Source organism: Exiguobacterium sp. TDN 0502 (assembly GCF_050846835.1).
GTDB lineage: Bacteria > Bacillota > Bacilli > Exiguobacteriales > Exiguobacteriaceae > Exiguobacterium_A.
The window spans coordinates 65,762-88,348 of record NZ_JBOZGJ010000001.1; the positions used below are offsets into that span (position 1 = coordinate 65,762).

Sequence of the window (22,587 nt, forward strand, 5' to 3'; positions counted from 1 at the left end):
ATGTTCGCTCTCTCATCCGAAGGCGACAAAAAGCGTGATCGTTCGTACGACCACGCTCCCATCCTCTATTTTACGAACGCTCAAGCATCCGTTCGAGCGCCAACACGGCGTGCCGTGTCGTCTCTGCATCGACCGTGATGACGTTGACCGGCTCACCGGCTTCGACCTGTTCGAGTGCCCACGCCAAGTGCGGTAAGTCAATCCGGTTCATCGTCAGACACGGACACATGAATGGATTAAGCGACACGATATCGAGTTCCGGATAGGTCGTTGCGAGTCGATTGACGAGGTTCATCTCCGTTCCGATTGCCCACTTCGTTCCCGGTGCAGCCTGTTCGATTTGTTGAATGATGTACGCCGTTGATCCGTTTAAATCAGACGCCACTACGACTTCATGCGAACATTCCGGGTGGACGAGAATCTTTCGCTCCGGATCCGTCTTACGGAACTGCTCGATTTGTCCGACCGTGAATTTCTCATGGACCGAGCAGTGTCCTTTCCACAAGATGACGCGGACGTCCTGGTCTTCTCCGTCAAAGACGAGTTCGTCCTTAATCGGATCCCAAATCGCCATCTGCTCTAACGGAATTCCGAGTGCATGCGCCGTATTACGACCAAGGTGTTGATCGGGCAGGAAGAATAAGATGTCGCGTTCAGCCAGCGCCCACTCAACCATCTGGACAGCGTTTGACGACGTCACCGTCGCCCCACCGTGACGACCGACGAATGCTTTAATCGCTGCCGTCGAATTGACATACGTCAACGGCAAAATCGATTCTCCAAATCGTTCCGTTAAAATCGCAAAGGCACGCTCCGTTTGTGTGTCATTCGCCATATCGGCCATCGAACAACCGGCACGCATATCAGGCAAAACGACCGTATGTGACGCATCGGTCAGCATATCTGCCGTCTCCGCCATGAAGTGGACCCCACAAAAAACTGTATATTCCGCTTCTGTCATCTGCTTCGCGACTTGCGCGAGCTGGAGCGAATCTCCCGTCGCATCCGCGAACTGGACGACTTCGTCTTTTTGATAGTGGTGGGCAGGTAAAAATAAGCGACTCCCCATCCGTGTTTTGACCCCTTCGATGATCGCGATCAAGTCTGCTTCTGATTGCTGTAAGTACGACGCCGGAATCCCTTCGTGACGTAATAGATCAAATGACATCTTTTTTTCCTCCTTCGATTTTCATGCTGATATCAAGCGCTGTTGCTGAATGGGTAAGTGCTCCGAGTGAGATGACGTCTGCTCCGCTCTCCGCGAAGTCGGGTAATGTCTCGATCGTAATCCCGCCGGAAAGTTCGACCGTGATGTGCGGTGGAATCAGTTGCCGGAGCTGTCTGATTTCTGCCGGTGTCCGGTTATCGAGCATGATGATATCGACTTCTGCCGCTACTGCCTCAAGCACTTCCGCTTCCGTCTCGACTTCGACTTCGATTGGTGTCGTATGACCTGCGACCCGTTTTGCCCGCGTCACCGCTTCCGTAATTGATCCCGCGACCGTGATGTGGTTATCCTTGATCATGACCGCGTCATCGAGTCGCCCGCGGTGACTCACGCCGCCACCGACACGAACAGCGTGTTTTTCTAACATGCGTAATCCGGGTGTCGTCTTGCGTGTATCCGTGATCCGGATCCGCCCTGCTGCTACCTCGACTGCTTGACGTGTTTTTGTCGCGATCCCAGATAAGCGCTGCACAAGATTCAAGGCGACCCGTTCTCCGCTTAAAATATCCTGTAACGAACCCGACCACTCGGCAAGGCGTGTTCCTCGCGTGACGACCGTCCCTTCCGCTACATGAATCGTCACGTCGACCTGTAAGAGATGCGCCATCTCCCGAATGATGTCGACTCCGCAAAAGATGCCATCTTCCTTTGCTAAAAAACGACCGGTCCCGCGTTCTTGTCCCGTCAGACATCCTTCACTCGTGATATCCCACTGTCCGATATCCTCGATTAAAAATGCCTCCAGTTGTTGCCGTAACTGCCACTTGTTCAATGTTTTCATCCTCTCCTGTCAATCGATTTCGTGCTCCTTCAAGTAACAAACATGCCGTTACGTGACGTAATCGATTTTCTTCCGCTTCCTGTCCGGATTCGTCTAATGTCCAGCCTTTTAATACGTCCAGACTTTTTTGTATCTGCCTCACATCCATCTCAACACCGATGACCGTTGATAGACTGTCTGTTACGGAACGAAGTGTTCCCAAGCGTCGTTTCACTTGTTTTACTGAAAGTTCCGGTAACAACTTGAGCTGTTCTGCTACTGTTTTCCCGATGACGACACATTCAAGAAGTGAGTTCGATGCCAGGCGATTTCGACCGTGTAATCCGATCGATGCTGTCTCACCGACCGCGTAAAGGCCAGGAACATTCGTTTTTCCTGTAAGGTCTGTCTCAATCCCGCCCATCAAAAAGTGAATACCGGGTGCAATTTCGACGCGCTCCGGATTTATGTTCAATTTTTCACATTTTTCAACAAACGTCGGAAACCGATTTGTCCGATCAACGACTTTAGACGTATCGAGATAGACCGGTTCGTGTTTTCGCACCTCATGGATTCGTTTGGCGACCTCATCTCGCGCCGCTAAATCTTGCAGCGGATGGTCCGCCATGACCCGCTCCCCGTTTTTTGTCACAAGAACAGCCCCTGCTCCTCGCAATGCTTCCGTAATCAAACCTTCCGAGCGCCCTTCGTGGATCAGTACTGTCGGATGGTGCTGGATATAACCGAGATCACGAATCGTCGCCCCCGCTTCAAAGGCGAGCGCAATCCCGTCTCCTTGAATCGATGGATCATTCGTCGACGCCGCGAATAATCCACCGATTCCACCGGTCGCGAGAATCGTTGCTCGCGCCACAATCTCGATCGGCTCTCCATGGCTATATCCGACTGCACCTACTACCTGCCCGTTTATTTGAATCAACTCTGTCATACGCGTCTGCTCAAGAATCGGAAATGGCACTTGCGGCATCAACGTCTCCATGATTCGTTTACCAGTCTCGTCCCCGCCACAGTGATAAATCCGCGGCAACCGATGTGCTCCTTCACGACCGAGCAAAAACGCTCCCTCGGACTGATCGAATGGAACGCCTTGTCGTAACAAGAATTCCATCGCCTCGGTTCCCGATCGGGTGACGTAATCGACGACGGACGGATTGATACGCCCTTTTGCTGCTTGGCACGTATCTTCAAAGTGACCGCGATGATCGACTTCCGCATAAGCAGAAGCAATCCCACCTTGCGCTCGGACGGAATTCGTCTCAAACCGCGAACCTTTCGAGACGAGTAATGCGTTTATCCCTGATGGAAGGTGCAGGGCGACTGAAATCGCAGCAAGCCCTGTTCCGATGATCAACACATCCGTCTCAAGTCTTTTATGTAAAGACATATGATTTACACCTCTATATCTAAATGTTTACTATTGACTTGACAATAAGTTTGGCATACTTTTAGCTGAGTGACAAGACGAAAGGACAGGATTTTTTCATGATCTATCTCGATTACGCAGCGACGACTCCGCTACACCCACGAGCGCTCGATCATTATCAACAAGCCGCTCAGTCGTTCTACGGCAACAGTTCTTCTCTTCATGACATCGGTGGTGACGCAGAACGGTTGCTCGAACGAGCCCGCCAGTATCTAATGCAAAAATTGAACCAACAAGAAGGAACGATCATCTTTACAGGAAGTGGATCCGAAGCAAATTTTATCGCTTTGACACACTTGATGCGACAGAGTAACAAATCAGTTGTCTTGACACTTCAATGTGAACACGATTCCGTCTTGCTTCCACTCGCACGCTGGGCGCAAGAAACACGTCACCTTTCTTTATTACCGGACGGAACGTTCGATTGGGAACAATTCGTCGCGACTTGTACGGACGAAGTGGGTGTCGTCTCGATTCAGCATGTCAATTCGGATACCGGATTCCGGTTTCCGGTCGAAGAGATTGCAGCATACTGTCAATTGCGCGGGATACTGTTTCATTGTGACGGGGTCCAGGGATTTCTCAAGGACTCAATCAACATTGATGCGTTTGACGCCTACACGATGAGTAGTCATAAGGTGTACGGTCCAAAAGGATTAGGGGCCCTCTATCTGCGCCGACCGCTCTTTAGTCCCTATTACGAAGGACATCACGAATTCGGAATTCGACCTGGCACCGTCGATGTTCCGGGAATCGCGGCCTTCATCGCTGCCTGTGAAGCCTTACGCTTAGAAAATCAAGGAATCCAGGATGCAAGCCGTCGATTTCGTGGTATGCTAAAAAAAACATTGTCTTCGTCTCGTTACACGGTCGTCGAATCACCGTCTCAACTCGCTTCCATCTGTGCCATTCATACGAAACAACGCGATGGTCAATATGTATTGCTCGCCTTGAACCGGGCCGGAATCGGTGTCTCCGCCGGGAGTGCCTGCCGAGCGGGCGAAAACGGGCCGAATGCGACATTGCGGGCGATTGGGTTTGACGAATCAGCAGCTCACGGTTTGATTCGACTCAGCTTTGGAAGAAACACGACGAACGAAGAAATCGAACAGTGCATCGATGTGTTGAACACGATCTCATGACACTGGAGAAAGGTAGGAGACATGATGGGGAAACGCATCTCCGGAGAAGAACGCCGGAAATCATTACTTCGTATGATTGAGGAAAGTGAACAACCGGTCACGGGAACAGCGCTGGCTAAACAAGCAGGAGTCAGCCGCCAAGTCATCGTGCAGGATTTATCATTATTAAAAGCCAAAGGATATCCCGTCATCGCGACGGCTCGTGGATATTTGATCAACGACCCTGAAGTCGATGGCTCAAAATTGCGCCGCAAGATCGTTTGCCGTCATGGTATCGATCAATTAAAGGATGAATGTGACGCGATCGTCGATGAAGGAGTCGTCATCCGCGACGTCATCATCGAACATCCGGTCTACGGCTTCATTACAGGGGAATTGATGTTGAAAAGCCGCCGGGATGTCCGTGTTCTGCTCGAACAACTGAAGGAGACGCAAGCAACGCCTTTATCGAGTCTGACGGACGGTGTCCATATCCATACGCTCGAAGCCGATCACGAAGAAGCGCTCGAAGCCGCGATTTCGAAACTCGATCACCTCGGGATTCTCGTTTCGGAACTCGATGCCTGAAATACCAAAAACCCGCCTATTCCATGGAATAAGCGGGTTTTTATCGTTAAATCGATTCAAGCTGTGAATCCACCAATGTAGAAGATTCGTCAAACGTCGCTAAGACTTTTCGGACACGCCGATTTTCGATGTGCAAAACGGTCAACGTGACACGTTCATACCGCATCGCCGTTCCGACTTCCGGCAACCGGCCGCTGCCTTCCATGATCCAGCCCCCGAGTGACTGGGCTTCGGTATTTGGCATCGTCAATTGGAACTGCTGACAGAAGTCCTCAATGTCATACTCTGCCAAACACTCATACTGATTCGGAGCGATTCGTTTCGTGTATTCCAGTGATTCATCGTGTTCATCCCAAATCTCACCGACGATCTCCTCTAAAATATCCTCAAGCGTGATCAGACCCGCCGTTCCTCCGAATTCATCAAGGACGACAGCCATATGGGACTGCTTGATTTTAAGTTCCGGTAACAAATCCATCAGCCGTGTCTGTGGAACGACGAACGACACGGGACGAATCCATTCCCGGATATCAACGGACCCTGACCGGACATAGGCTTGCAGAAAATCACGTTCGGATAATACACCGATGACATGATCAATCGAGTCTTTATAGACCGGTAGACGGGAATAGCCGCCTTTTTGAACTTCAGCTAGAATGTCCTCAAATCGTGCATCGATATCGATTGCCTGAATGTCCATCCGTGGTGTCAATGCATCCTCGACCGTCGCATGTTGAAAATCAACCGCGTGATGGACGAGATCCGCTTCCGCACTTCCCATGATTCCCTCTTCCTGGCTGATATCGACGAGTGCTTTCAGCTCCTGCTCTGTTACGAGGGGTCCTTTCGGATCCGCTCCGATCAGACGCAGCGCAAACTGCCGTAAGCGGAGTAACAAGAACACGAGCGGGCGAAAGAGCCATGAACACATACGAAGCGGTCGCCCGATCAATAGGACGTACCGTTCCGTATGTTCACGGGCGTACGACTTCGGAATCAATTCTCCAAACAAGAGCAGTAAAAAGAACAGCATGAGAAAGGCAACGGTCTGCGTCGCCATCGTTTCGATGAAGTGGATGATCCACCAACCACCAAACAAGATGAAGCTGACATTGACGAGTGTGTTGCCGATCAAAATCGAAGTCAGTGTCTCCTCATACCGTTGAAGCAAGCGAAAGACGCGGGACGCACGTGCGTCCCCTGCTTCCGACTGATGCAACAACCGCAACCGATTGACACTCGCGAGTGCCGTCTCGGCTGAGGAGAAGAACGCGGATAAAACGAGAATCGGAATTAACCAAACGAATGAAATCATGGGCAATGGGTCCACGATGTTTTCACACTCCGTTTCCTAATGGAATGAACCGCTTAGAACGATGACTCGACGAATTCGAACTCGAAATCACGGATCCGAACGACATCACCGTCAATCGCACCAAGACGACGTAACTCATCATCGACACCCATTTGACGTAGTGTCCGGGCGAAACGTTTAATTGATTCTTCACGCATGAAGTTCGTCATCGTGAAGAGTTTTTCGATCCGTGGTCCTTTGATGACGAAGCAATCGTCTTCATCTTTCGAAATCGTAAAGCCGGCTTCTGGTGCTTCGTAACCGTAGACGACACGTGGTGTCGCTGTTTTCTCTTCGAGTTCCTCAAGACCGAACTCTGGTGTCGCATCGACGAGATCAGCGATTCGGAACAAGAGATCACGTAACCCTTGACGTGTTGCTGCTGAAATCTCGAATACTTCAAGCTCTGGGAAAGCTTCCTTGAAGGCTTCAAGGTGTTCTGCCGCATCCGGCATATCCATCTTGTTCGCGACGACGACTTGCGGACGCTCTGTCAAACGGAGGTTATAGTCCGCGAGTTCTTTATTGATGATGTTGTAGTCTTCGATCGGATCGCGTCCTTCCATCCCACTCATGTCGATGACGTGGACGATGACTTTCGTCCGCTCGACGTGACGGAGGAACTGATGCCCGAGTCCAACACCTTCACTTGCGCCTTCAATCAATCCTGGCAAGTCGGCCATGACGAAGCTACGGCTATCTTCCGTTTCAACGACACCGATGTTCGGTGTGATCGTCGTGAAGTGGTATGCGCCGATTTTCGGGCGCGCTGCCGAAACAACGGATAACATCGTTGATTTCCCGACACTCGGGAACCCGACGAGACCAACGTCTGCTAGCATCTTCAGTTCAAGTTTCAAGTACTTTTCTTCTCCTGGCTCCCCGTTTTCCGCATGCTCCGGAGCCGGGTTCGCTGGTGTCGCAAAACGGGTGTTTCCACGTCCGCCGCGTCCACCGCGTGCAACGATTGCTTGTTGTCCGTGATGGACAAGGTCAGCGAGTACAGCATCCGTATCGTCATCATAGACGACCGTACCCGGTGGAACCTTGACAATCAAATGCTCAGCCTTACGACCGTGCATGCCTTTTGACATTCCGTTTTCACCTTGGACTGCTTTAAAGTGACGTTTGTAACGGAAGTCCATCAATGTCCGAAGCCCTTCGTCAACTTCGAGGACGACGTGAGCCCCGTGACCACCGTCTCCGCCGGCAGGACCGCCGTCCGGAACGTACTTCTCGCGACGGAACGCTACTTGCCCACGTCCTCCGTCACCTGCTTTTACATAAATATTTACCTGATCGACAAACATGTCGGATCCCTCCTCTTACTTCTCTTCCTCAAACGGAAGACTTTCAATCTCAATCACACACTCATTTTCCGTCTGCGACTCGATTTCCATCGGCGTCACTAGATTTTCAAGGCGCGACATATCTAGTAGATCCCGATAGATCTCGATGGTCACGCCCTCGTGAAAGGTCACGGATACTTCTCCTACTCCTACATCAATCATGGCGATGGCTGCTTCGACGAGTTGCTTCAACCGCTCATCTTCCATGTGGGGTGCTCCGATGATATCATACGTCACAGTTTTGCCTGACCATTCAGCTTGCAGTAACGCCAGTGCGGTTTTCGGCAATCCGATTCGCGCTAGACGTCCTTCCCGTGATGCTTGATCCCGGTATGCCGAACAGATTGACTCGACTGCTTGTTCGTCTCCGATCGCGCCATACGAACGGACGAGTTGTATCCGGTTCAACCACTCGTGACGAAGAGTCTTTAAAAGATCAAGTACCTGTTGTTCCTCCATCGGTCGTTCCCTCCTAAAAAAAACAGACCCTAACCCTCGAAAGTGGCTAGAGTCTGCTTCGTCGATCCTTATGCTGGGTAAACGCTGACTTGTTTCTTGTCGCGTCCGAGACGTTCGAAACGAACGACACCAGTTGCAGTTGCGAAAAGTGTATCATCGCCACCACGTCCGACGTTCATACCTGGGTGAATCTTCGTACCGCGTTGACGGTAGAGGATTGAACCAGCAGAAACAGTTTGACCGTCTGCACGTTTCGCCCCAAGGCGTTTCGATTGCGAGTCACGACCGTTCTTTGTCGAACCTACCCCTTTTTTCGATGCGAAGAACTGAAGATTAAGTTTCAACATGTGGAATCCACCTCCTATACTTGTTCAAGTTGGATAAACTCACCGTAACTTTCAGCGATGGTACCAAGCTGGACCAATGTCGCCTCCAGTAACAATTGGGTGCGTTCACTGACATCCGGTGCTAAGTCAGCGTACGGTTCTACATAAAAGTAGCCACCCTCTTGTTGTTCTGCCATTTCAAGGAGCAGGACCTGCCCGAGTAATGCTTCTATGGCATTGTATGCCCCGAAGATCACCGACGAGACGCCGGCGCAGACAAGATCGAGACCTGGTTCTGCGAACTCGGCATGTCCTGTCACTTCGATGGAGCGGACGAGTTCCGCTTCATCTCGTCGAATCTTAACACGTATCATGGCTTACGCTTCGATTTTCTCGATGCGGACCTTCGTGTAAGGTTGACGGTGACCTTGCTTACGACGGTAGTTCTTTTTCGCTTTCATTTTGAAGACAGTGATCTTTTTCGCGCGAGCGTGTTTGATGACCGTTGCTACGACCTTCGCACCTTCTACGAGTGGAGCGCCGACTTTAACATCGTCACCACCAAGGATCAATACTTCACCAAATTCGACTGTGCTGTCGACGTCTGCGTTTAATTTCTCAACGTAGATTTCTTGGCCAGCTTCGACTTTGACTTGTTTACCACCAGTTTTGATAATTGCGTACATTACGTGCACCTCCTCTTAGGAACTCAGACTCGCCATCACGGGCAGCGGATGCTTTAAAACCCGGTCTGTGCGGTTGTAGTCATTTGGGTGCTTCCAAACGAACTAACGTTATTCAGAATACCAAACGTTCTTCCACCTTGTCAATGCTGTTCTGAAGGATTATTCCGATCGCTTGACGAAATCGACACAGTCCTGTGACGACCCGGTGAACAGGACGGCCGGCTCCCCTTCAAGCACATGGACCTCGAGCGGTTGACGGGAGACGAATTCGTCTTGCAGCAAGTGACGCGGTGCGCGAATGACCGCGGCTTCCGCGTAAGTCGCAATCTCAAGCAACTTCGGTTCAATCAACCGATAGACACTTAATCGTGTCCAGTTCCCTGACTCCTGCGAGCGCTCCTGTAGCGATTTCCCGTGGCGTTGTCGGGTCAGTTCACATAAACCCATCTTCGTAAAGCCGTAGACTTCGATCTGTTTCGTTTCGAGTGCTGCTCGCTCTTTTAAGAGTTGGGTCACTCGTGTCTGCCCCTTACTTGAGCCGCGGAGAAAGTCGATTGCAATCATCCCGCTGATGTTGCGCAAACGGAGCTGACGCATGATTTCAACTGCTGCTGCTTCATTGATTTGGTCGAACGTCCGTTTTTGTTCCTTGACGGAAATCGTCTTCCCGCTGTTGACGTCGATGACCGTCATCGTTTCGACTTCTTCAATCAAGAGATACGCCCCACCGTCAAGCCAGACGACACGTTGCATCGCCTTCTCGATTGCCCCGTCGATCGTCTCCATCTCGGGTAAGCGGCCTTTTCGTAGCGATCGTTCGACGGATAGTCCAAGTAATTCGAGGCGTTCTTTTTCCTGACGCGTCATGACGAGTGCTTCCGTGACATGTGGAAGCCGTTTCGCTTCCTGGACAATCAGTGCCTCGTCTTGTTCAAGACGCGGTGCCTGCAGAAGTTCTTTGTGCCGTGTTCGTAACGATTGCAATTCCTGCTTCAATTCGTCGATTGATGCTTTTGCCGCCTCTGTCCGGTAGAGAATCCCCTCTTCTTCCGCCGTCGTCAGTTGCTCGGCCAACTGGCGCTGTACGACGACATCGAGTTTCCGGCTGAAACGGACGCGTCGACCGTACGGGAAATAGACGAGGTAACGTCCGCCATACGTGATGTTCTGTGTCACTTTATGCTGTTTCGGTGCGACACCCTCTTTGACGACCTGGACGAGTAATGTCTGTCCGACCTGGACCGCTTGCCCGATTGTCGGTACGTCCGGATAACGCCGGAGCGCTTCGATTGTCTCATTGAGCGGTAAGTAGAGCGGTGTGCCATCGGTTGCAATCAAAAAAGCTGCTCCGAGCGTCGGATGCAACCGGTCGACCTTTGCATAGACGAACGTTCCGATTCGGATTTCGTCGCGCATCCGTTCATGGTATTCAATCAATCGTCCCCCTTCGACCAATGCCAGTCGTTCGAGTGAGGCGGTCTGTTCACTAATCCATCGCATGCTGATCCCTCCAAAAAAATTAGACTAGGCGCGACGATGTCGTCCTAGTCTAATTTCCCATTCTTATTTCATCCCAAGCATCTTCTTCAATTTGACGAAGAATCCTTTTTGCGGCTGTTCATTTAAGTCCAGCAGTGGTACGGATTCTCCGAGAATCCGGCGGGCGATGTTCCGGTAGCCGAGTCCAGCCCGGTTATCCGGATTCATCGTCACAGGCACACCACGGTGCGAAGCAGCGATGACTTCCTCATCATCGATGATCAGACCAAGCAGATCAATCGACAGAATGCGCATGATTTCATCGATATCGAGCATATCACCGGACGCCATCATGTGTGAACGAACCCGGTTGATGACAAGTTTCGGAACGATATTACGTTCTGAACGTTCGAGCATTCCAATAATCCGGTCCGCATCCTGGACGGCTGCTTTTTCTGGTGTCGTTACGACGACGGCTTCATCCGCTCCAGCGATTGCATTCATGAACCCTTGTTCGATCCCTGCAGGACAGTCAATCAAGACAAAGTCGTATTCCAGCTTTAATGTATCGATGATTGCCTTCACCTGTTCGGGTGTGACGGAGGACTTATCCTTTGATTGAGCAGCAGGCAACAGATACATCTCTTCAAAACGTTTATCGCGAACGAGTGCTTGGTGCAACTTACATTGCCCTGTCACGACGTCAACGATGTTATAGATACTCCGGTTATCGAGACCCAGCACGATATCGAGATTGCGTAAGCCGATATCCGTATCGACGAGACAAACGGAATGTCCCATCAACGCAAGGGCCGTTCCGATATTCGCAGTCGTCGTCGTCTTTCCGACGCCACCTTTACCGGATGTGACGACGATGGCGCGTCCCATGTTCGTCTTCGCCTCCATATGTACCTGTTCTTTCACTTGTTCCATATCCGTCACCCTCTTTCACTATCAATCGCAAACTGATCCATCCGCGCATGCGGGACGGTTTGAAGGCGGGAGAATTCAACCCCGTCTTCCCCTAAAAATGCACAACCCATGTCAAGTGCAGGAATCGGTGCGTCATCCGGTTCCTCATGGACGGTCCCTGCGACCGCGACCCATTTCGGCTGCAATACACTGGCCGCGATGACCGCGTCTGTATTCCCCCCTTTTCCTGCATGAACGGTACCACGGAGGGCACCTAAACAATAGATACTTCCTGTCGCATGGACGACCGCTCCCGGGTTGATATCCCCGATGACGACGATCGATCCCTCGACGTCTACTACATGCCCACTGCGTGCCGTTCCACCGAAATAATGGAACGTCCGCTCTCCGTACAAGGCTTTTGCCTCTTCCTTCGTGATGCACTCACTGTCATATCCTTTGAAAGAGAAGGAATCATGTCGCGCGACGATAGATTCGACGGCCGTCAACACCCCTTCATCGACATATCGTCGACCGAAGAAGAAGGTGATCGGTACGGCGCGTCCGTTCTCGACGGATTTGTCCGCAAGCGTCAACTCTAAATCGTCAAGAAATTCATCCACACTGCACCTTTCATTCACATAGACGGCGAGGCCACCACGATGACCTTTCATCGTTACATAACGTTTACGCTCAATCATGACTCATCCTCTTTTCTCGTCAAGGGTCGATTGCACGAGCCGGGTCATCGGATAATACAGGACGATGATTCCGATCAACTGTGCCACCAGACTCCTTGGAATGATCTGTGTCGCGAGTTCCTGGAAGGAAACCCCGACACCAACGACCGAAGCCGTGAAGAAATATATATCGAGTTCATACAAAATGGCACTAAACGTGAACGTGACAAGAATCGTCAATACGTTCTCCTTTACATATTTTAGCACGAAGCTACTAAAAAGCGGAATGGCGGATAACGCAAATAAGTAAATGCCGATGATATCCGAGTATACGAAATCATACAGCAATCCGAAAACGAGACCGAATCCGAGTGCCTGTTCAAGTTTTCCGTACCGACCAAGAAACATCAATCCGATCAATGTCGCATGGATGACATACGGTGAACCATCACCGAGCGGTCCCGCGAACAACGTCCCTTCTAAGATAAAAAGAAGGAACACGGCGAAAAACAACTTAACGTTATTCACGAGTGTCCCCTCCTTTATCGGTCTCAGCGAAAGGTTCCTTCGCTTCGCGTTCAATCACGAAGACATGACCGAACTGTTCGAAGTCTGCTGCCGGTTTGACGTATGCGATTTTCGAAGCCCCATACTGATCGGATTTCACTTCATCGATCGTGCCGACGACGATCCCGCTCGGATACTTCCCACCAAGACCTGACGTCGTGACGGTCTGCCCTTTTTTCAGTTTCGCGTCATTTGGAATCTTCGTGAACTTAAGTAATTTCGATTCCTCATCAAAACCTTCGATCGTACCGAAGACACCTTTACCTTTCGTGTCATCTGCCGTCGCCGAGACATTATTCGTCCGGCTCGTATCCGACATCAACTGCACGAGAGACGTATAAGCGCTCGCCTGGATGACGCGACCGATTAAACCATCCGCCGTGACGACAGCCATGTTCGCTTTGACCCCTTTTTGTTCACCGATGTTGATCGTCACGAATCGTTGCCACTCGGACGACGTCCGACCGATCATCTCTGCCGGTAACAAGTTGTAGTCCCGAATCGAACCTTTCAGGTCGAGCATATCTTTTAATTCTTTATTTTCACGTTCGAGGTCACGGACTTTGACGGCATTCCCGGCATAGTCACTCAAGCGTGATTTCAAATGTTCATTCTCTTTGTACACGTCACGCACTTCTTTAATCGAAGTGACCGTATCATCAATCCAGCCAATCGGTGTCGCGAAAAGGCGCTGACCGACGCCCACGGTATCCCGCACGAAGCTTTGATACCAGTGGGATTGGTTACGCCCTTGCAGCGAAATACCGATTAAGATCACCAAAAGGAGAAAACTAAGGAGTGTGATGAGCAGTTTTCGATTATTTAAAAATCGCTTCATCGCTCATCCCGTCCTTATCTTTTTTGCGAGATGCCTGATTTCGAACGAAGAACATTCATCATCTCGAGTGATTTTCCTGTACCGATTGCGACACAATCGAGCGCGTTCTCAGCGACGAGTGTCAAAATACGTGTTTCGTCTTCGATGACGGCGTCAAGGTTTTTCAAGAGTGCCCCACCACCCGTTAAGACGATTCCGCGGTCCATGACGTCTGCTGATAATTCAGGAGGCGTCTGCTCAAGCGTGTGTTTGACACCTGCAAGAATCGCTTCGACCGTATCTGACAGTGCGTCACAGATTTCAGCACTTGTGACTTCGATCTGTTTCGGAAGACCTGTCACGAGATCGCGACCACGGATTTCCATTGTTTCGTTTTCTGATTCTTCATCGATGCGAGCGTAACCGATCGTCATTTTCAATGTTTCAGCTGTCCGCTCCCCGATCATCAAGTTGTATTTCGATTTGATGTAACGAATGATCGACTCATCCATCTCGTCACCACCGACGCGGATCGATTGGCTTGTGACGATACCACCAAGTGAGATGACGGCAACTTCCGTCGTACCACCACCGATATCAACGACCATCGAGCCCGTTGGTTCTGAAACCGGAAGACCCGCTCCGATTGCTGCAGCGAATGGTTCTTCGATCGTGTACGCTTCACGCGCACCTGCGAGTTTTGCCGCATCTTCAACCGCACGTTTTTCGACCGATGTGATGCCGCTTGGGACACAGATCATGACGTTTGTTTTAGAAGAGAACAAGCCTTTTTTCTTCGAAGCTTGATCCATGAAGTATTTGATCATCGTAGCGGTTGTTTCGTAATCCGCGATAACCCCGTCTTTCATCGGGCGTCGTGCAGTCACGTTACCCGGCGTACGACCGATCATGTTTTTCGCTGCGTTACCGACTGCTTCAATTTTCCCTGTATCCGTACGGAAGGCGACGACGGACGGTTCGCGGACGACGATTCCTTGCCCCTTTACATACACGAGCGTGTTAGCCGTACCTAAGTCAATGCCGATTTCACGGCTGAATGATCCAAACATTATTCAAAAAACCCCTCTCTGAGAATACACTTCACTAATTATAACGGAAAAGCCTTCATTGGAAAGCGTTAAAACGTTACAGCTTGTTTACAGTTCGCCTTAGAAAACACACAAAAAAACGTCTGACGGAAAGAATCGAGTCTTTCCCTTCAGACGTTATTCTTACATAAATCCGCGCTGTTTCATACTAATAAATTGTCCGTGACCGATTACGATGTGGTCAAGACAACTGATTCCGATGAGCCGTCCTGCCTCAACGAGTCGCTCCGATACCTCGATATCTTCCCGACTTGGTGTCGGATCACCCGACGGATGATTATGGACGGCAATGAAGTTCGCAGCCGAGCAGCGAATCGCTTCCCGGAAAACGTCTCGCGGGTGGACGATCGACGTGTTCAATCCTCCGATGAAGAGCGTCTTTTTCGAGACGACCTCGTTTTTCGTATTCAAATACAGGCAGATGAAGTGCTCCTGCTGATAGAGACGCATCTCTTCTAACAACAGTTCCGCTGCATCTTCCGGTGAGCGGATCGTCGGTCGAACCCATTTCGGTTCCGTGACGAGACGGCGACCAAGTTCAAGGCCTGCCATGATTTGTAATGCCTTTGCTTTCCCGACCCCAGGCGCTTTTTCAAGTCCGCCGACTCCCGCTGCCTCGAGTTCGATCAACGAAGGATAAATGTGCAGTAATTCTTCCGCGATTTCAAGCGGTGTCCGGTCGCGCGTTCCACTTCGGACGAGACACGCCAGCAACTCGACTGTCGTCGCTTGTGCCAAGCCTTTCAACTGAACCATATCCTTCGGCCATTCAATCACAGCATCCGACCTCTCTGTTTTCAGGATTACGCAAACATCGGCTTGATTGCAAAGGACGCGAGACGTTTCGTGATCTCGTGGATCGGCAGTCCGACGACATTATAATAATCGCCCTCGATCGCTTCAACGAATAGACCACCCATCGCTTGGATACCATATCCACCCGCTTTATCGTAGGGCTCCGTCGTCGCGATATAGCCTTCGACCCACTCGTCTGGCAATGCACCAAAACGGACGTGTGTCGTCACGTCGAACGTCTCTTCCTTCTCACCAAAGCGAATCGTCACTCCTGTCACGACTTCATGGGTTCGTCCTGATAAGCGGGCGAGCATTGCTCGTGCTTCTCCCTTATCCGCCGGTTTCTCGAGAATCATGTCGTCGATCGCGACGACTGTATCGGCAGCGAGAATGACACCGTCTGCTGGGATCGCCCGCGCTTTCTTTTGCGATAGATGACGGACGTACTCGTGTGGTGTCATCGGATATGGTGCCTCCTCGACGACATTCGCCGGTACGACTTCGTGAAGGATTCCGATTTGTTTAAGAAGTTCCGTCCGGCGCGGTGAAGCCGAAGCGAGAATCAAGTGTGGTTGCGTTATCATCAGTATCACGTTCTTTCCCATTAATTTCGAATCGGATAATTCGAGTCATCGTTTAGTCTAACAAAAAACAAGCGGTCCCTAAATAACAGGAACCGCTTGTTACATCTTAATTACCTGTCACATCGACAAACGGATCCGACTTCGGTGTCTTCTCCTCGAGTGGGGTTTGTTTATCCGGCGTCAACTTCGTCAAGTCCGGACGGTAATACGATTCGATCTCGACTGTGAACGAGAGCATCTCATCATCGAGTAGGACCGTTCCACTGCCTGGACCTGGTTCTTCCGGTCCTGACAACTGGATTTGGCGTAAGACCGTAATTCGATCCGTCCGTTCGATTTGCTTCAGGAATGCCATCAATTCAAGATAAGACGGGGCTTCGACCGTCAAAGACGCTGGAAGCGGTGTTGCGTTAGCCGTAACAGGTGCTGAAGTAGCCGCCGCAGCCTGCTGATCAGACTCTGTCGCCATTGCTCCGTCAACAGCAGGCGTAGATGTCACCGGTGACTGCGGTGCTACATCGGTCGCCTGACCAAACGTGATCGACTGGACTTTGACTCCGGCGATTTGACTCGATGCGTTGATCGCATCGATGACGTCATCGTTTGACGCCGTCACCGGTACTTTTTGTTGAAGGAAGCTTGATTCAGCGACGTCGACTTTCTGCTCGTTTGCTTTTGCTTGCTCGAGTACCATCTGTTCCCGCTTGAGCGTCGCTTCCTTCTCTTGCAACGTTTGGTGCGTCGTATACGTCGTATAACCGAAGTATCCGACCGCACCGAGGACAATCACGATCGTTAGACCGAGGAGGATATAGCTACTATAACGTTTCAATTGTCCGGCACCTCCTCGATTTCAGTCGTTACATTCGGATCAGTCGTCTCCGTCGTCGTATCGGTCGAAGGAGTCACTTCCGTTGAGCTATCTGTTTCCGGTTCAGCCGGCTGGTCTTCCTGCGGTACGTCTGGATCAGCTTCGTTCGTCTCACCTTTAACGACTTCCGTTGGATTGACGTTTAGCGAAAACTGTCCGATATAACGGGGTTCTTCAGATTTGGCATCGTCAGACGGTGTAATTTCCGTCGTCGGAACTTCTTGCCCGGTCGTCGGATCAACCGTCGTCGTCGTGACGACGTCTGCCTTTTCATTCATCGTCCGTGTCGTCACACTTGCAAGATTCGTTTCTGAGAAGACTTTATCCGTCAATAACTCACGATAAAAATCGTTCAGTTCGTCAAGCGTCTCGAATTGGGTCGTCATCGTCACGGTGTGATCCGCACCGTAGGCGAATTGAAGAATATAGCCGCGTTCCGGCAGATAGCGGGTAATCCGTTCAAGCGTCGGCACGGCAGGACGAGGCGTCGTCTCAAGACCTTCGACCGTCTGCTTGAGTTGTGCGACTTCTTGTTTCGCCGATTGGTCCGACTCTGACTGCAACTGACGGACAATCTGGATTTGGTCGTTCGTCGATTCGACGCGATCCGCAAATTGATCGGTTTGCCAGTAGAGATACCCACCGGCGAGTCCGCCGAACAATAAGAGAATCAGTGAAGCGACGAGCGGGTACTTCGGGGCTTCATCATTTTCCGGCAACAAGTTGATTCGGTCTTTTCGTGGTGAAGCAAGACCAGCAAGCGGTAAGTACACCCGTGGGATCGACTGTCCGTCAATCGTCATCATGTCTGGGATTTCATCAAGGCTTAAATCGAAGTTCGACCGGAACCGGGTCGCCAGTTCATCGCGGAACGGAAAATCCCCGGCAAGGACGACGTTCGTGATTTCCCGTCCATCGCGCGCGAGTGAAAAACGATAGAAATCGAGCACACGCGAGAACTCGAGCAACATCTCGTCTAAGACAAGTTCGACAGTCGGATCATCTGAGCGGTAACGGTAATGCAGTTGATCGTCGATGACATCGACATCCCACGCGTCAGCCGCAAACGTATCAACCGAGCGAATCAGACGTGGGACATGGTCTTCGATGATGATCAGCTGATGGTTCGTCGCATTCGCATTCCAGATCAGTAACGTGTCAGCGTCTGTTGCGACAGGATGATGGGCTTCGATCCCGAAATAAGTCGCGAGTGGTTGGGGTTCGGCAGCAACGAGGCGCAGGTGTTTTTGTTTGAACAATTGTGTGTACTGCTTCAGTGCCTCGTTTGGTGCGGCGTATAACATGATTTCCCGTTTCCCGTCTTCTTCAAGAACCGTGTAATCAAAATACGGTTCTTCAAACGGCAAGACGATACTATGTCCGATCTCCATGAACAGGTAGCCGCGAATTTGATTCGTCTCGATTGTCTCCGGAATATCAAGTTTCCGGGCGAGAACGAGTGAACCATCGAGCGCTAGCACCGCTTGCGAGCCACGTGGTACTTTCAGCTTCGTCAATAACCCGTCAAAGATGAAATCAAGCGAGGCTTCCGGTTGCAACCAGCCTCCTTGCAGTGTTCCTGGCGGCAGCGCGACGACTGCCCGGCGCTTAATGACGCCTTTTTTGACGACTGCACCGAAAATTGCGACATCGGTGAAATTAAAGTAGATATAAGTACCTTTACGCCGTTGCGCCATATGTACGTTCTTCCTTTCTTAAAGCAGTAAATCGAGGTACCACGATACCCAATCATCCGCAAAATAATATGTCAGTAATGTTCCGACAGCAATCGACGGAACGAAGGGAATTGGTTGTTTCCGTTTCACGCGCCCGAGTCCAAGTAACGTTAACCCAAGGACGGATCCGACGAATGCCGAGACGAACAAGGCAATGACGACGTGAAGCGGTCCAAGGAAGATTCCGAGCAGTCCGAACAGCTTGACATCCCCTGCCCCCATACCACGCCGGGAAGCAAGAAAGATGACGAACAATAGAACGAACCCGACGATTCCACCAATAATTGGATTATACCAGTTTTCGAGTGGAGAAAGGTAGCGCACAATCAAGGCAATCGGCAAAAAGATGAGTAAAATTTTATTCGGGATCAGCATGTAAGCTAAGTCCGACATCGTCAAGATGAACAGCAAGCTCGTCAGGACGAGCGTCAATGCCAGTTCCATCGACCAGCCGAACTGCCAAAAGGCATAGGCGTAAAGAATTCCTCCAAGTAATTCAAGCGCTGGATACTTGATTGAAATCGATTGTCCGCAAGAGCGGCACTTCCCACCGAGTACAGCGTAACCGAGTACCGGTGTTAGTTCGAGCGGTCCAAGAACATGTCCACACGTTGGACAATGGGAGCGCGGATGAACGATCGACTCCCCGACCGGGACGCGCAGACCGACGACGTTCGTAAACGACGTGATGAGTAAGCCTAACAAGAAAAAATAAATCGTGAAAACGATCGTCATGACACGACCTCCCTTTCAAAAAAGTTCAGAAAAAAACCCCCGAGGAGGGGGTAATAATTATTTCTTTTCTTGTACTCCACTACGCTTCAATGCTGAAGGAGCTGAAGCATTGAAATAAGTATAATCTGCTGATTTACTAGTTAACGTAACTGCATATGTGTAAGAACCATTTTTCTCAGTAACGACAACATATGAATTTTTGTAATCTTCATCTGAGTTCAATGCATCTTTCATATCATCAATATATTTTTTTAAAGAGTCAGTACGTGGTGCTGCTGCAGTACCTTTAGCAACATCATTAGCCACAATAGCATCGTTATTGTCATTAACTCCAACTTTTACCGTTTCACCTGGTTGAACAGGATTTGAAGATGTGTACAATTTAGCCGCAGCAACTAATTGCTTAGCATCCGAAACAACAGCATCCTTACGTGAGTTCTCGATCAATCCACCGATTGCGACGACAGCGATTGCTGCAATGATTCCTAAGATAACGACGACGACGAGTAACTCGATCAATGTGAGTCCGCGCTCATCGCGCATTTGTTTTGCATCTAACCAGATTTCTTTTAACCGTTCTACCATTACATTATGCCTCCCTAGTACTTTTTGACTGTTCTTGGTTAGTAGGTAATACTATCCAAACGAATACTATTATAGTAGCACCATATTTTTTGTATATTATGTCTTTTTTTCACAACAGGTAAATGTTTTTACAATTGTCAACTTGCCTGGATATCCGAGTAAATTTTAAACATTGGTACGACGACAGCAATGACGATGACCCCTACAATTGCAGCAAGGACAACGATTAATAGCGGTTCAATGATTGACTTCAAGCGATCCGTCGTCGTCTCGACCTCGGTCTCATAGAAGTTCGCGACTTCCGTCAACATCGAGTCAAGCCGTCCTGACTCTTCACCGATTGCAATCATCTGTGTGACAAGAGGTGGAAAATATTTGTTTTTTTCGAGCGGTTCATGCATCGGAATGCCGCGGGACATTGCTTCGTTTGCACCCGCAATCCCTTTACGAATGATCCGGTTCGTGACGATCCGTTCCGTAATATCAAGCGATGCCAAAATCGGGACCGAGGCGTTCAATAATACAGATAGTCCACGCGTCATCAAGGCGATTTGTGATTTTTGAATCAATGGACCAAAGACCGGAATCATCAACAAGAAGCGATCAAAGAATAGGCGTTGCCGTTCATTTTTTAAGTTGAAGTACAGTAAGCCAATCAAACCAAACGCAATTAACAACAATACCCACCAATAGGCAACGAAGAAGTCCGATACGGCAACAACGAGCTTCGTGATCAACGGCAGTTCACTTCCGAGCTGGTCGAAGATTGACGCAAACGTCGGTACGACGTTCATCATCAAGAAGACGACGACGCCAACGGCAACGAGTGAAACGACCGCCGGATAAATAAGTGCCGAGATGACTTTCCGTTTTATTTCATACTGTTTCTGCAGTTGGGTGACGATATTATCGAGCGCTTCCTCGAGATTCCCGCTCGCCTCTCCTGCCATCGCCATGCTGACGAAAAACGTATCAAAGACCCGGGGATGTTTTTCGATTGCTTGCGAAAACTGAATCCCGCTTCGTAAGTCGTCCTCGACCTCAACGAGTGCCCGTTCGAGTGGTTTTGATTCCGTCTGTTTGCGGAGAATTTCTGTCGCCTTGACGATTGAGACGCCGGACCGCACGAGTGTCGCGAACTGTCGCGCATACATGACGAGATGTTCGATTTTCGGTTTGGCACTAAGAAACGTAATTTCGGTGTTCAAGCCTTTCGATTCTTGTTTTTCAAGCGATGTCACAGCAATCTGATCCGTCCGCAACCGTTCTGCGGCTTCACGTTTCGTCAGTGCTGTAATCTTGCCTTTCTTTCGTTTACCGGCCATCGTCCGACCTTCATAAATGAATACTGCCATATGTTCACCCCGATATGTACGGTGATGCAGCAGAAGCCGGAATCAATCCCCGACTGACGAGATCCTGCAATGCCATCTGCATCGTCTGCATGCCGTATTGTTTACCCGTCTGCAGGACGGACTGAATCTGATATTCCTTACCGGTCCGAATCAGGTTCGAGACAGCTGGCGTATCGACCATGATTTCAAGAGCTGCGACGCGTCCTGTACCGTCCGATCGTGGCATCAGGCGTTGCGAGATGACACCCGCAAGGACGTTCGCCAGTTGAGCCCGAATCTGATCTTGCTGCTCGGACGGAAAAACATCGATGATCCGGCTGACCGTCGAGGCAGCCGTCGACGTATGGACCGTCGCAAAGACGAGGTGACCTGTCTCTGCTGCCGTTACGGCTGTCGCAATCGTCTCGAGGTCCCGCATCTCACCGAGTAAGATGACATCCGGATCCTGACGGAGCGCTGACCGTAAGCCGGTCGCAAAGCGTGGTGCATCGATTCCGATTTCACGCTGATCGATCAGACTTTTATGATGACTATGTAAGTATTCAATCGGATCTTCCAGTGTAATGATCCGTTTATACATCGTCTGATTGATTTCATTGATCATCGCTGCAAGCGTCGTCGATTTTCCGGAGCCGGTCGGACCCGTCACGAGGATCAGACCGTGCGGTTTCGTTAAGAACCGCTTTAAGACGGGGGGGAGTGCCAATTGTTCGAGCGTCGGCACTTCGGTCGGAATCGTTCGAAACGCCATCGATAAGGCGCCGCGTTGATAAAAACAGTTGACCCGGTACCGGGCAACACCGGTCACACCGAATGAAAAATCGATGTCGCGGTCCTGTTTCAGTTGTTGATACATCTCGTCCGTAATGAGTGAACGGACGAACCCGTCGATAATGATCGGTTTCATCTTGTCTGTTCCGAACGGTGTCAATGTTCCGTTAATCCGAAAGACCGGTGGGGATCCTGCCGTCAAATGGACATCGGATGCCCCTCGTTCCTTCGAAGAACGCAAAATATCTTCGATTTGTGCACGTTCCATCGTACTGT

25 protein-coding genes and 1 other annotated feature are annotated in these 22,587 nt (G+C 50.4%); of the genes, 2 read left to right on the forward strand and 23 right to left on the reverse strand.

The features are described from left to right. Window positions 1-70 precede the first annotated feature (70 nt). The 3 genes from nadA to ACRPK8_RS00345 are packed head-to-tail and all read right to left on the reverse strand — an operon-like array spanning window position 71 to window position 3,393. On the reverse strand, window positions 71-1,168 hold the full coding sequence (gene nadA / locus ACRPK8_RS00335; RefSeq protein WP_432236416.1) for a quinolinate synthase NadA: 1,098 nt from the start codon (window positions 1,166-1,168) through the stop codon (window positions 71-73). Further along, window positions 1,158-2,009: a carboxylating nicotinate-nucleotide diphosphorylase gene (gene nadC, locus ACRPK8_RS00340; protein ID WP_432236417.1), complete on the reverse strand. Its 852-nt coding sequence runs from the start codon at window positions 2,007-2,009 to the stop codon at window positions 1,158-1,160. Before nadC ends, nadA begins: the two co-directional genes overlap by 11 nt. After that, the gene (locus ACRPK8_RS00345; RefSeq protein WP_432236418.1) at window positions 1,924-3,393 is read right to left on the reverse strand and encodes an L-aspartate oxidase; all 1,470 of its coding nucleotides are present in this window, start codon (window positions 3,391-3,393) and stop codon (window positions 1,924-1,926) included. The genes nadC and ACRPK8_RS00345 overlap by 86 nt, the downstream gene beginning before the upstream one ends. 98 nt (window positions 3,394-3,491) lie before the next feature. On the opposite strand from ACRPK8_RS00345, the gene ACRPK8_RS00350 reads away from it, so the two are divergent. Next, on the forward strand, window positions 3,492-4,574 hold the full coding sequence (locus ACRPK8_RS00350; RefSeq protein ID WP_432236419.1) for a cysteine desulfurase family protein: 1,083 nt from the start codon (window positions 3,492-3,494) through the stop codon (window positions 4,572-4,574). A gap of 24 nt (window positions 4,575-4,598) precedes the next feature. Further along, on the forward strand, window positions 4,599-5,141 hold the full coding sequence (locus ACRPK8_RS00355; RefSeq protein WP_432236420.1) for a transcription repressor NadR: 543 nt from the start codon (window positions 4,599-4,601) through the stop codon (window positions 5,139-5,141). Between the two features lie 46 nt (window positions 5,142-5,187). Here ACRPK8_RS00355 and ACRPK8_RS00360 read toward each other — a convergent pair whose 3' ends face one another. The 20 genes from ACRPK8_RS00360 to ACRPK8_RS00455 form a co-directional block, all read right to left on the reverse strand. Then, on the reverse strand, window positions 5,188-6,456 hold the full coding sequence (locus tag ACRPK8_RS00360; RefSeq protein ID WP_432236421.1) for a hemolysin family protein: 1,269 nt from the start codon (window positions 6,454-6,456) through the stop codon (window positions 5,188-5,190). 53 nt (window positions 6,457-6,509) lie between these two features. Further along, on the reverse strand, window positions 6,510-7,805 hold the full coding sequence (gene obgE / locus ACRPK8_RS00365; protein WP_432236422.1) for a GTPase ObgE: 1,296 nt from the start codon (window positions 7,803-7,805) through the stop codon (window positions 6,510-6,512). 15 nt (window positions 7,806-7,820) lie between these two features. After that, window positions 7,821-8,303, reverse strand: coding sequence for a Spo0B domain-containing protein (locus tag ACRPK8_RS00370; protein WP_432236423.1), 483 nt, complete (start codon window positions 8,301-8,303; stop codon window positions 7,821-7,823). A 68-nt stretch (window positions 8,304-8,371) separates the two neighbouring features. Next, window positions 8,372-8,650 (reverse strand): 50S ribosomal protein L27, encoded by a 279-nt coding sequence (gene rpmA, locus ACRPK8_RS00375; RefSeq protein ID WP_012370976.1) that lies wholly within the window; start codon window positions 8,648-8,650, stop codon window positions 8,372-8,374. Between the two features lie 14 nt (window positions 8,651-8,664). Beyond that, the gene (locus tag ACRPK8_RS00380; protein WP_023468945.1) at window positions 8,665-9,003 is read right to left on the reverse strand and encodes a ribosomal-processing cysteine protease Prp; all 339 of its coding nucleotides are present in this window, start codon (window positions 9,001-9,003) and stop codon (window positions 8,665-8,667) included. A gap of 3 nt (window positions 9,004-9,006) precedes the next feature. Next, window positions 9,007-9,315 carry a 50S ribosomal protein L21 gene (rplU, locus tag ACRPK8_RS00385; protein ID WP_012370978.1) on the reverse strand — a complete coding sequence of 103 codons (309 nt, stop codon included), beginning with the start codon at window positions 9,313-9,315 and terminating at the stop codon, window positions 9,007-9,009. Window positions 9,316-9,330: 15 nt separating this feature from the next. Continuing rightward, window positions 9,331-9,400 (reverse strand) — a sequence feature (ribosomal protein L21 leader region). A 74-nt stretch (window positions 9,401-9,474) separates the two neighbouring features. Then, entirely contained in the window at window positions 9,475-10,815 is a 1,341-nt protein-coding gene (locus ACRPK8_RS00390; RefSeq protein ID WP_432236424.1) for a ribonuclease E/G, read from the reverse strand. A 63-nt stretch (window positions 10,816-10,878) separates the two neighbouring features. Beyond that, window positions 10,879-11,682: a septum site-determining protein MinD gene (minD, locus tag ACRPK8_RS00395; protein WP_029342255.1), complete on the reverse strand. Its 804-nt coding sequence runs from the start codon at window positions 11,680-11,682 to the stop codon at window positions 10,879-10,881. A gap of 50 nt (window positions 11,683-11,732) precedes the next feature. Next, on the reverse strand, window positions 11,733-12,407 hold the full coding sequence (locus tag ACRPK8_RS00400) for a septum site-determining protein MinC (protein ID WP_432236425.1): 675 nt from the start codon (window positions 12,405-12,407) through the stop codon (window positions 11,733-11,735). 3 nt (window positions 12,408-12,410) lie between these two features. Continuing rightward, window positions 12,411-12,914: a rod shape-determining protein MreD gene (mreD, locus tag ACRPK8_RS00405; protein ID WP_432236426.1), complete on the reverse strand. Its 504-nt coding sequence runs from the start codon at window positions 12,912-12,914 to the stop codon at window positions 12,411-12,413. Further along, entirely contained in the window at window positions 12,907-13,791 is an 885-nt protein-coding gene (gene mreC, locus ACRPK8_RS00410; RefSeq protein WP_432236427.1) for a rod shape-determining protein MreC, read from the reverse strand. Before mreC ends, mreD begins: the two co-directional genes overlap by 8 nt. A 14-nt stretch (window positions 13,792-13,805) precedes the next feature. After that, complete coding sequence (locus tag ACRPK8_RS00415; protein WP_029342258.1) at window positions 13,806-14,840, reverse strand: rod shape-determining protein; 1,035 nt, start codon at window positions 14,838-14,840, stop codon at window positions 13,806-13,808. A 162-nt stretch (window positions 14,841-15,002) separates the two neighbouring features. Continuing rightward, window positions 15,003-15,635 (reverse strand): RadC family protein, encoded by a 633-nt coding sequence (gene radC, locus ACRPK8_RS00420; RefSeq protein WP_432236889.1) that lies wholly within the window; start codon window positions 15,633-15,635, stop codon window positions 15,003-15,005. Between the two features lie 47 nt (window positions 15,636-15,682). Continuing rightward, entirely contained in the window at window positions 15,683-16,258 is a 576-nt protein-coding gene (locus ACRPK8_RS00425) for a Maf family protein (protein WP_432236428.1), read from the reverse strand. Window positions 16,259-16,364: 106 nt separating this feature from the next. Then, window positions 16,365-17,090, reverse strand: a complete 726-nt coding sequence (locus tag ACRPK8_RS00430; protein ID WP_432236429.1) for a hypothetical protein — start codon at window positions 17,088-17,090, stop codon at window positions 16,365-16,367. After that, complete coding sequence (locus ACRPK8_RS00435) at window positions 17,087-18,826, reverse strand: fimbrial assembly protein (protein WP_432236430.1); 1,740 nt, start codon at window positions 18,824-18,826, stop codon at window positions 17,087-17,089. Before ACRPK8_RS00435 ends, ACRPK8_RS00430 begins: the two co-directional genes overlap by 4 nt. 18 nt (window positions 18,827-18,844) lie before the next feature. Beyond that, window positions 18,845-19,600, reverse strand: coding sequence for a prepilin peptidase (locus ACRPK8_RS00440; protein ID WP_432236431.1), 756 nt, complete (start codon window positions 19,598-19,600; stop codon window positions 18,845-18,847). 57 nt (window positions 19,601-19,657) lie between these two features. Next, window positions 19,658-20,185: a type II secretion system protein gene (locus tag ACRPK8_RS00445; protein ID WP_432236432.1), complete on the reverse strand. Its 528-nt coding sequence runs from the start codon at window positions 20,183-20,185 to the stop codon at window positions 19,658-19,660. A 137-nt stretch (window positions 20,186-20,322) separates the two neighbouring features. Then, on the reverse strand, window positions 20,323-21,540 hold the full coding sequence (locus ACRPK8_RS00450) for a type II secretion system F family protein (RefSeq protein ID WP_432236433.1): 1,218 nt from the start codon (window positions 21,538-21,540) through the stop codon (window positions 20,323-20,325). Window positions 21,541-21,544: 4 nt separating this feature from the next. Next, on the reverse strand, window positions 21,545-22,579 hold the full coding sequence (locus ACRPK8_RS00455) for a type IV pilus twitching motility protein PilT (protein WP_432236434.1): 1,035 nt from the start codon (window positions 22,577-22,579) through the stop codon (window positions 21,545-21,547). Window positions 22,580-22,587 lie beyond the last annotated feature (8 nt).

Coding starts and splice junctions, on each gene's coding strand:
- nadA (WP_432236416.1), bottom strand. CDS start 1,168: ATGTCATTTGATCTATTACGTCACGAAGGGATTCCGGCGTCGTACTTA.
- nadC (WP_432236417.1), bottom strand. CDS start 2,009: ATGAAAACATTGAACAAGTGGCAGTTACGGCAACAACTGGAGGCATTT.
- ACRPK8_RS00345 (WP_432236418.1), bottom strand. CDS start 3,393: ATGTCTTTACATAAAAGACTTGAGACGGATGTGTTGATCATCGGAACA.
- ACRPK8_RS00350 (WP_432236419.1), top strand. CDS start 3,492: ATGATCTATCTCGATTACGCAGCGACGACTCCGCTACACCCACGAGCG.
- ACRPK8_RS00355 (WP_432236420.1), top strand. CDS start 4,599: ATGGGGAAACGCATCTCCGGAGAAGAACGCCGGAAATCATTACTTCGT.
- ACRPK8_RS00360 (WP_432236421.1), bottom strand. CDS start 6,456: ATGATTTCATTCGTTTGGTTAATTCCGATTCTCGTTTTATCCGCGTTC.
- obgE (WP_432236422.1), bottom strand. CDS start 7,805: ATGTTTGTCGATCAGGTAAATATTTATGTAAAAGCAGGTGACGGAGGA.
- ACRPK8_RS00370 (WP_432236423.1), bottom strand. CDS start 8,303: ATGGAGGAACAACAGGTACTTGATCTTTTAAAGACTCTTCGTCACGAG.
- rpmA (WP_012370976.1), bottom strand. CDS start 8,650: ATGTTGAAACTTAATCTTCAGTTCTTCGCATCGAAAAAAGGGGTAGGT.
- ACRPK8_RS00380 (WP_023468945.1), bottom strand. CDS start 9,003: ATGATACGTGTTAAGATTCGACGAGATGAAGCGGAACTCGTCCGCTCC.
- rplU (WP_012370978.1), bottom strand. CDS start 9,315: ATGTACGCAATTATCAAAACTGGTGGTAAACAAGTCAAAGTCGAAGCT.
- ACRPK8_RS00390 (WP_432236424.1), bottom strand. CDS start 10,815: ATGCGATGGATTAGTGAACAGACCGCCTCACTCGAACGACTGGCATTG.
- minD (WP_029342255.1), bottom strand. CDS start 11,682: ATGGGACGCGCCATCGTCGTCACATCCGGTAAAGGTGGCGTCGGAAAG.
- ACRPK8_RS00400 (WP_432236425.1), bottom strand. CDS start 12,407: ATGATTGAGCGTAAACGTTATGTAACGATGAAAGGTCATCGTGGTGGC.
- mreC (WP_432236427.1), bottom strand. CDS start 13,791: ATGAAGCGATTTTTAAATAATCGAAAACTGCTCATCACACTCCTTAGT.
- ACRPK8_RS00415 (WP_029342258.1), bottom strand. CDS start 14,840: ATGTTTGGATCATTCAGCCGTGAAATCGGCATTGACTTAGGTACGGCT.
- radC (WP_432236889.1), bottom strand. CDS start 15,635: ATGGTTCAGTTGAAAGGCTTGGCACAAGCGACGACAGTCGAGTTGCTG.
- ACRPK8_RS00425 (WP_432236428.1), bottom strand. CDS start 16,258: ATGATAACGCAACCACACTTGATTCTCGCTTCGGCTTCACCGCGCCGG.
- ACRPK8_RS00435 (WP_432236430.1), bottom strand. CDS start 18,826: ATGGCGCAACGGCGTAAAGGTACTTATATCTACTTTAATTTCACCGAT.
- ACRPK8_RS00440 (WP_432236431.1), bottom strand. CDS start 19,600: ATGACGATCGTTTTCACGATTTATTTTTTCTTGTTAGGCTTACTCATC.
- ACRPK8_RS00445 (WP_432236432.1), bottom strand. CDS start 20,185: ATGGTAGAACGGTTAAAAGAAATCTGGTTAGATGCAAAACAAATGCGC.
- ACRPK8_RS00450 (WP_432236433.1), bottom strand. CDS start 21,540: ATGGCAGTATTCATTTATGAAGGTCGGACGATGGCCGGTAAACGAAAG.
- ACRPK8_RS00455 (WP_432236434.1), bottom strand. CDS start 22,579: ATGGAACGTGCACAAATCGAAGATATTTTGCGTTCTTCGAAGGAACGA.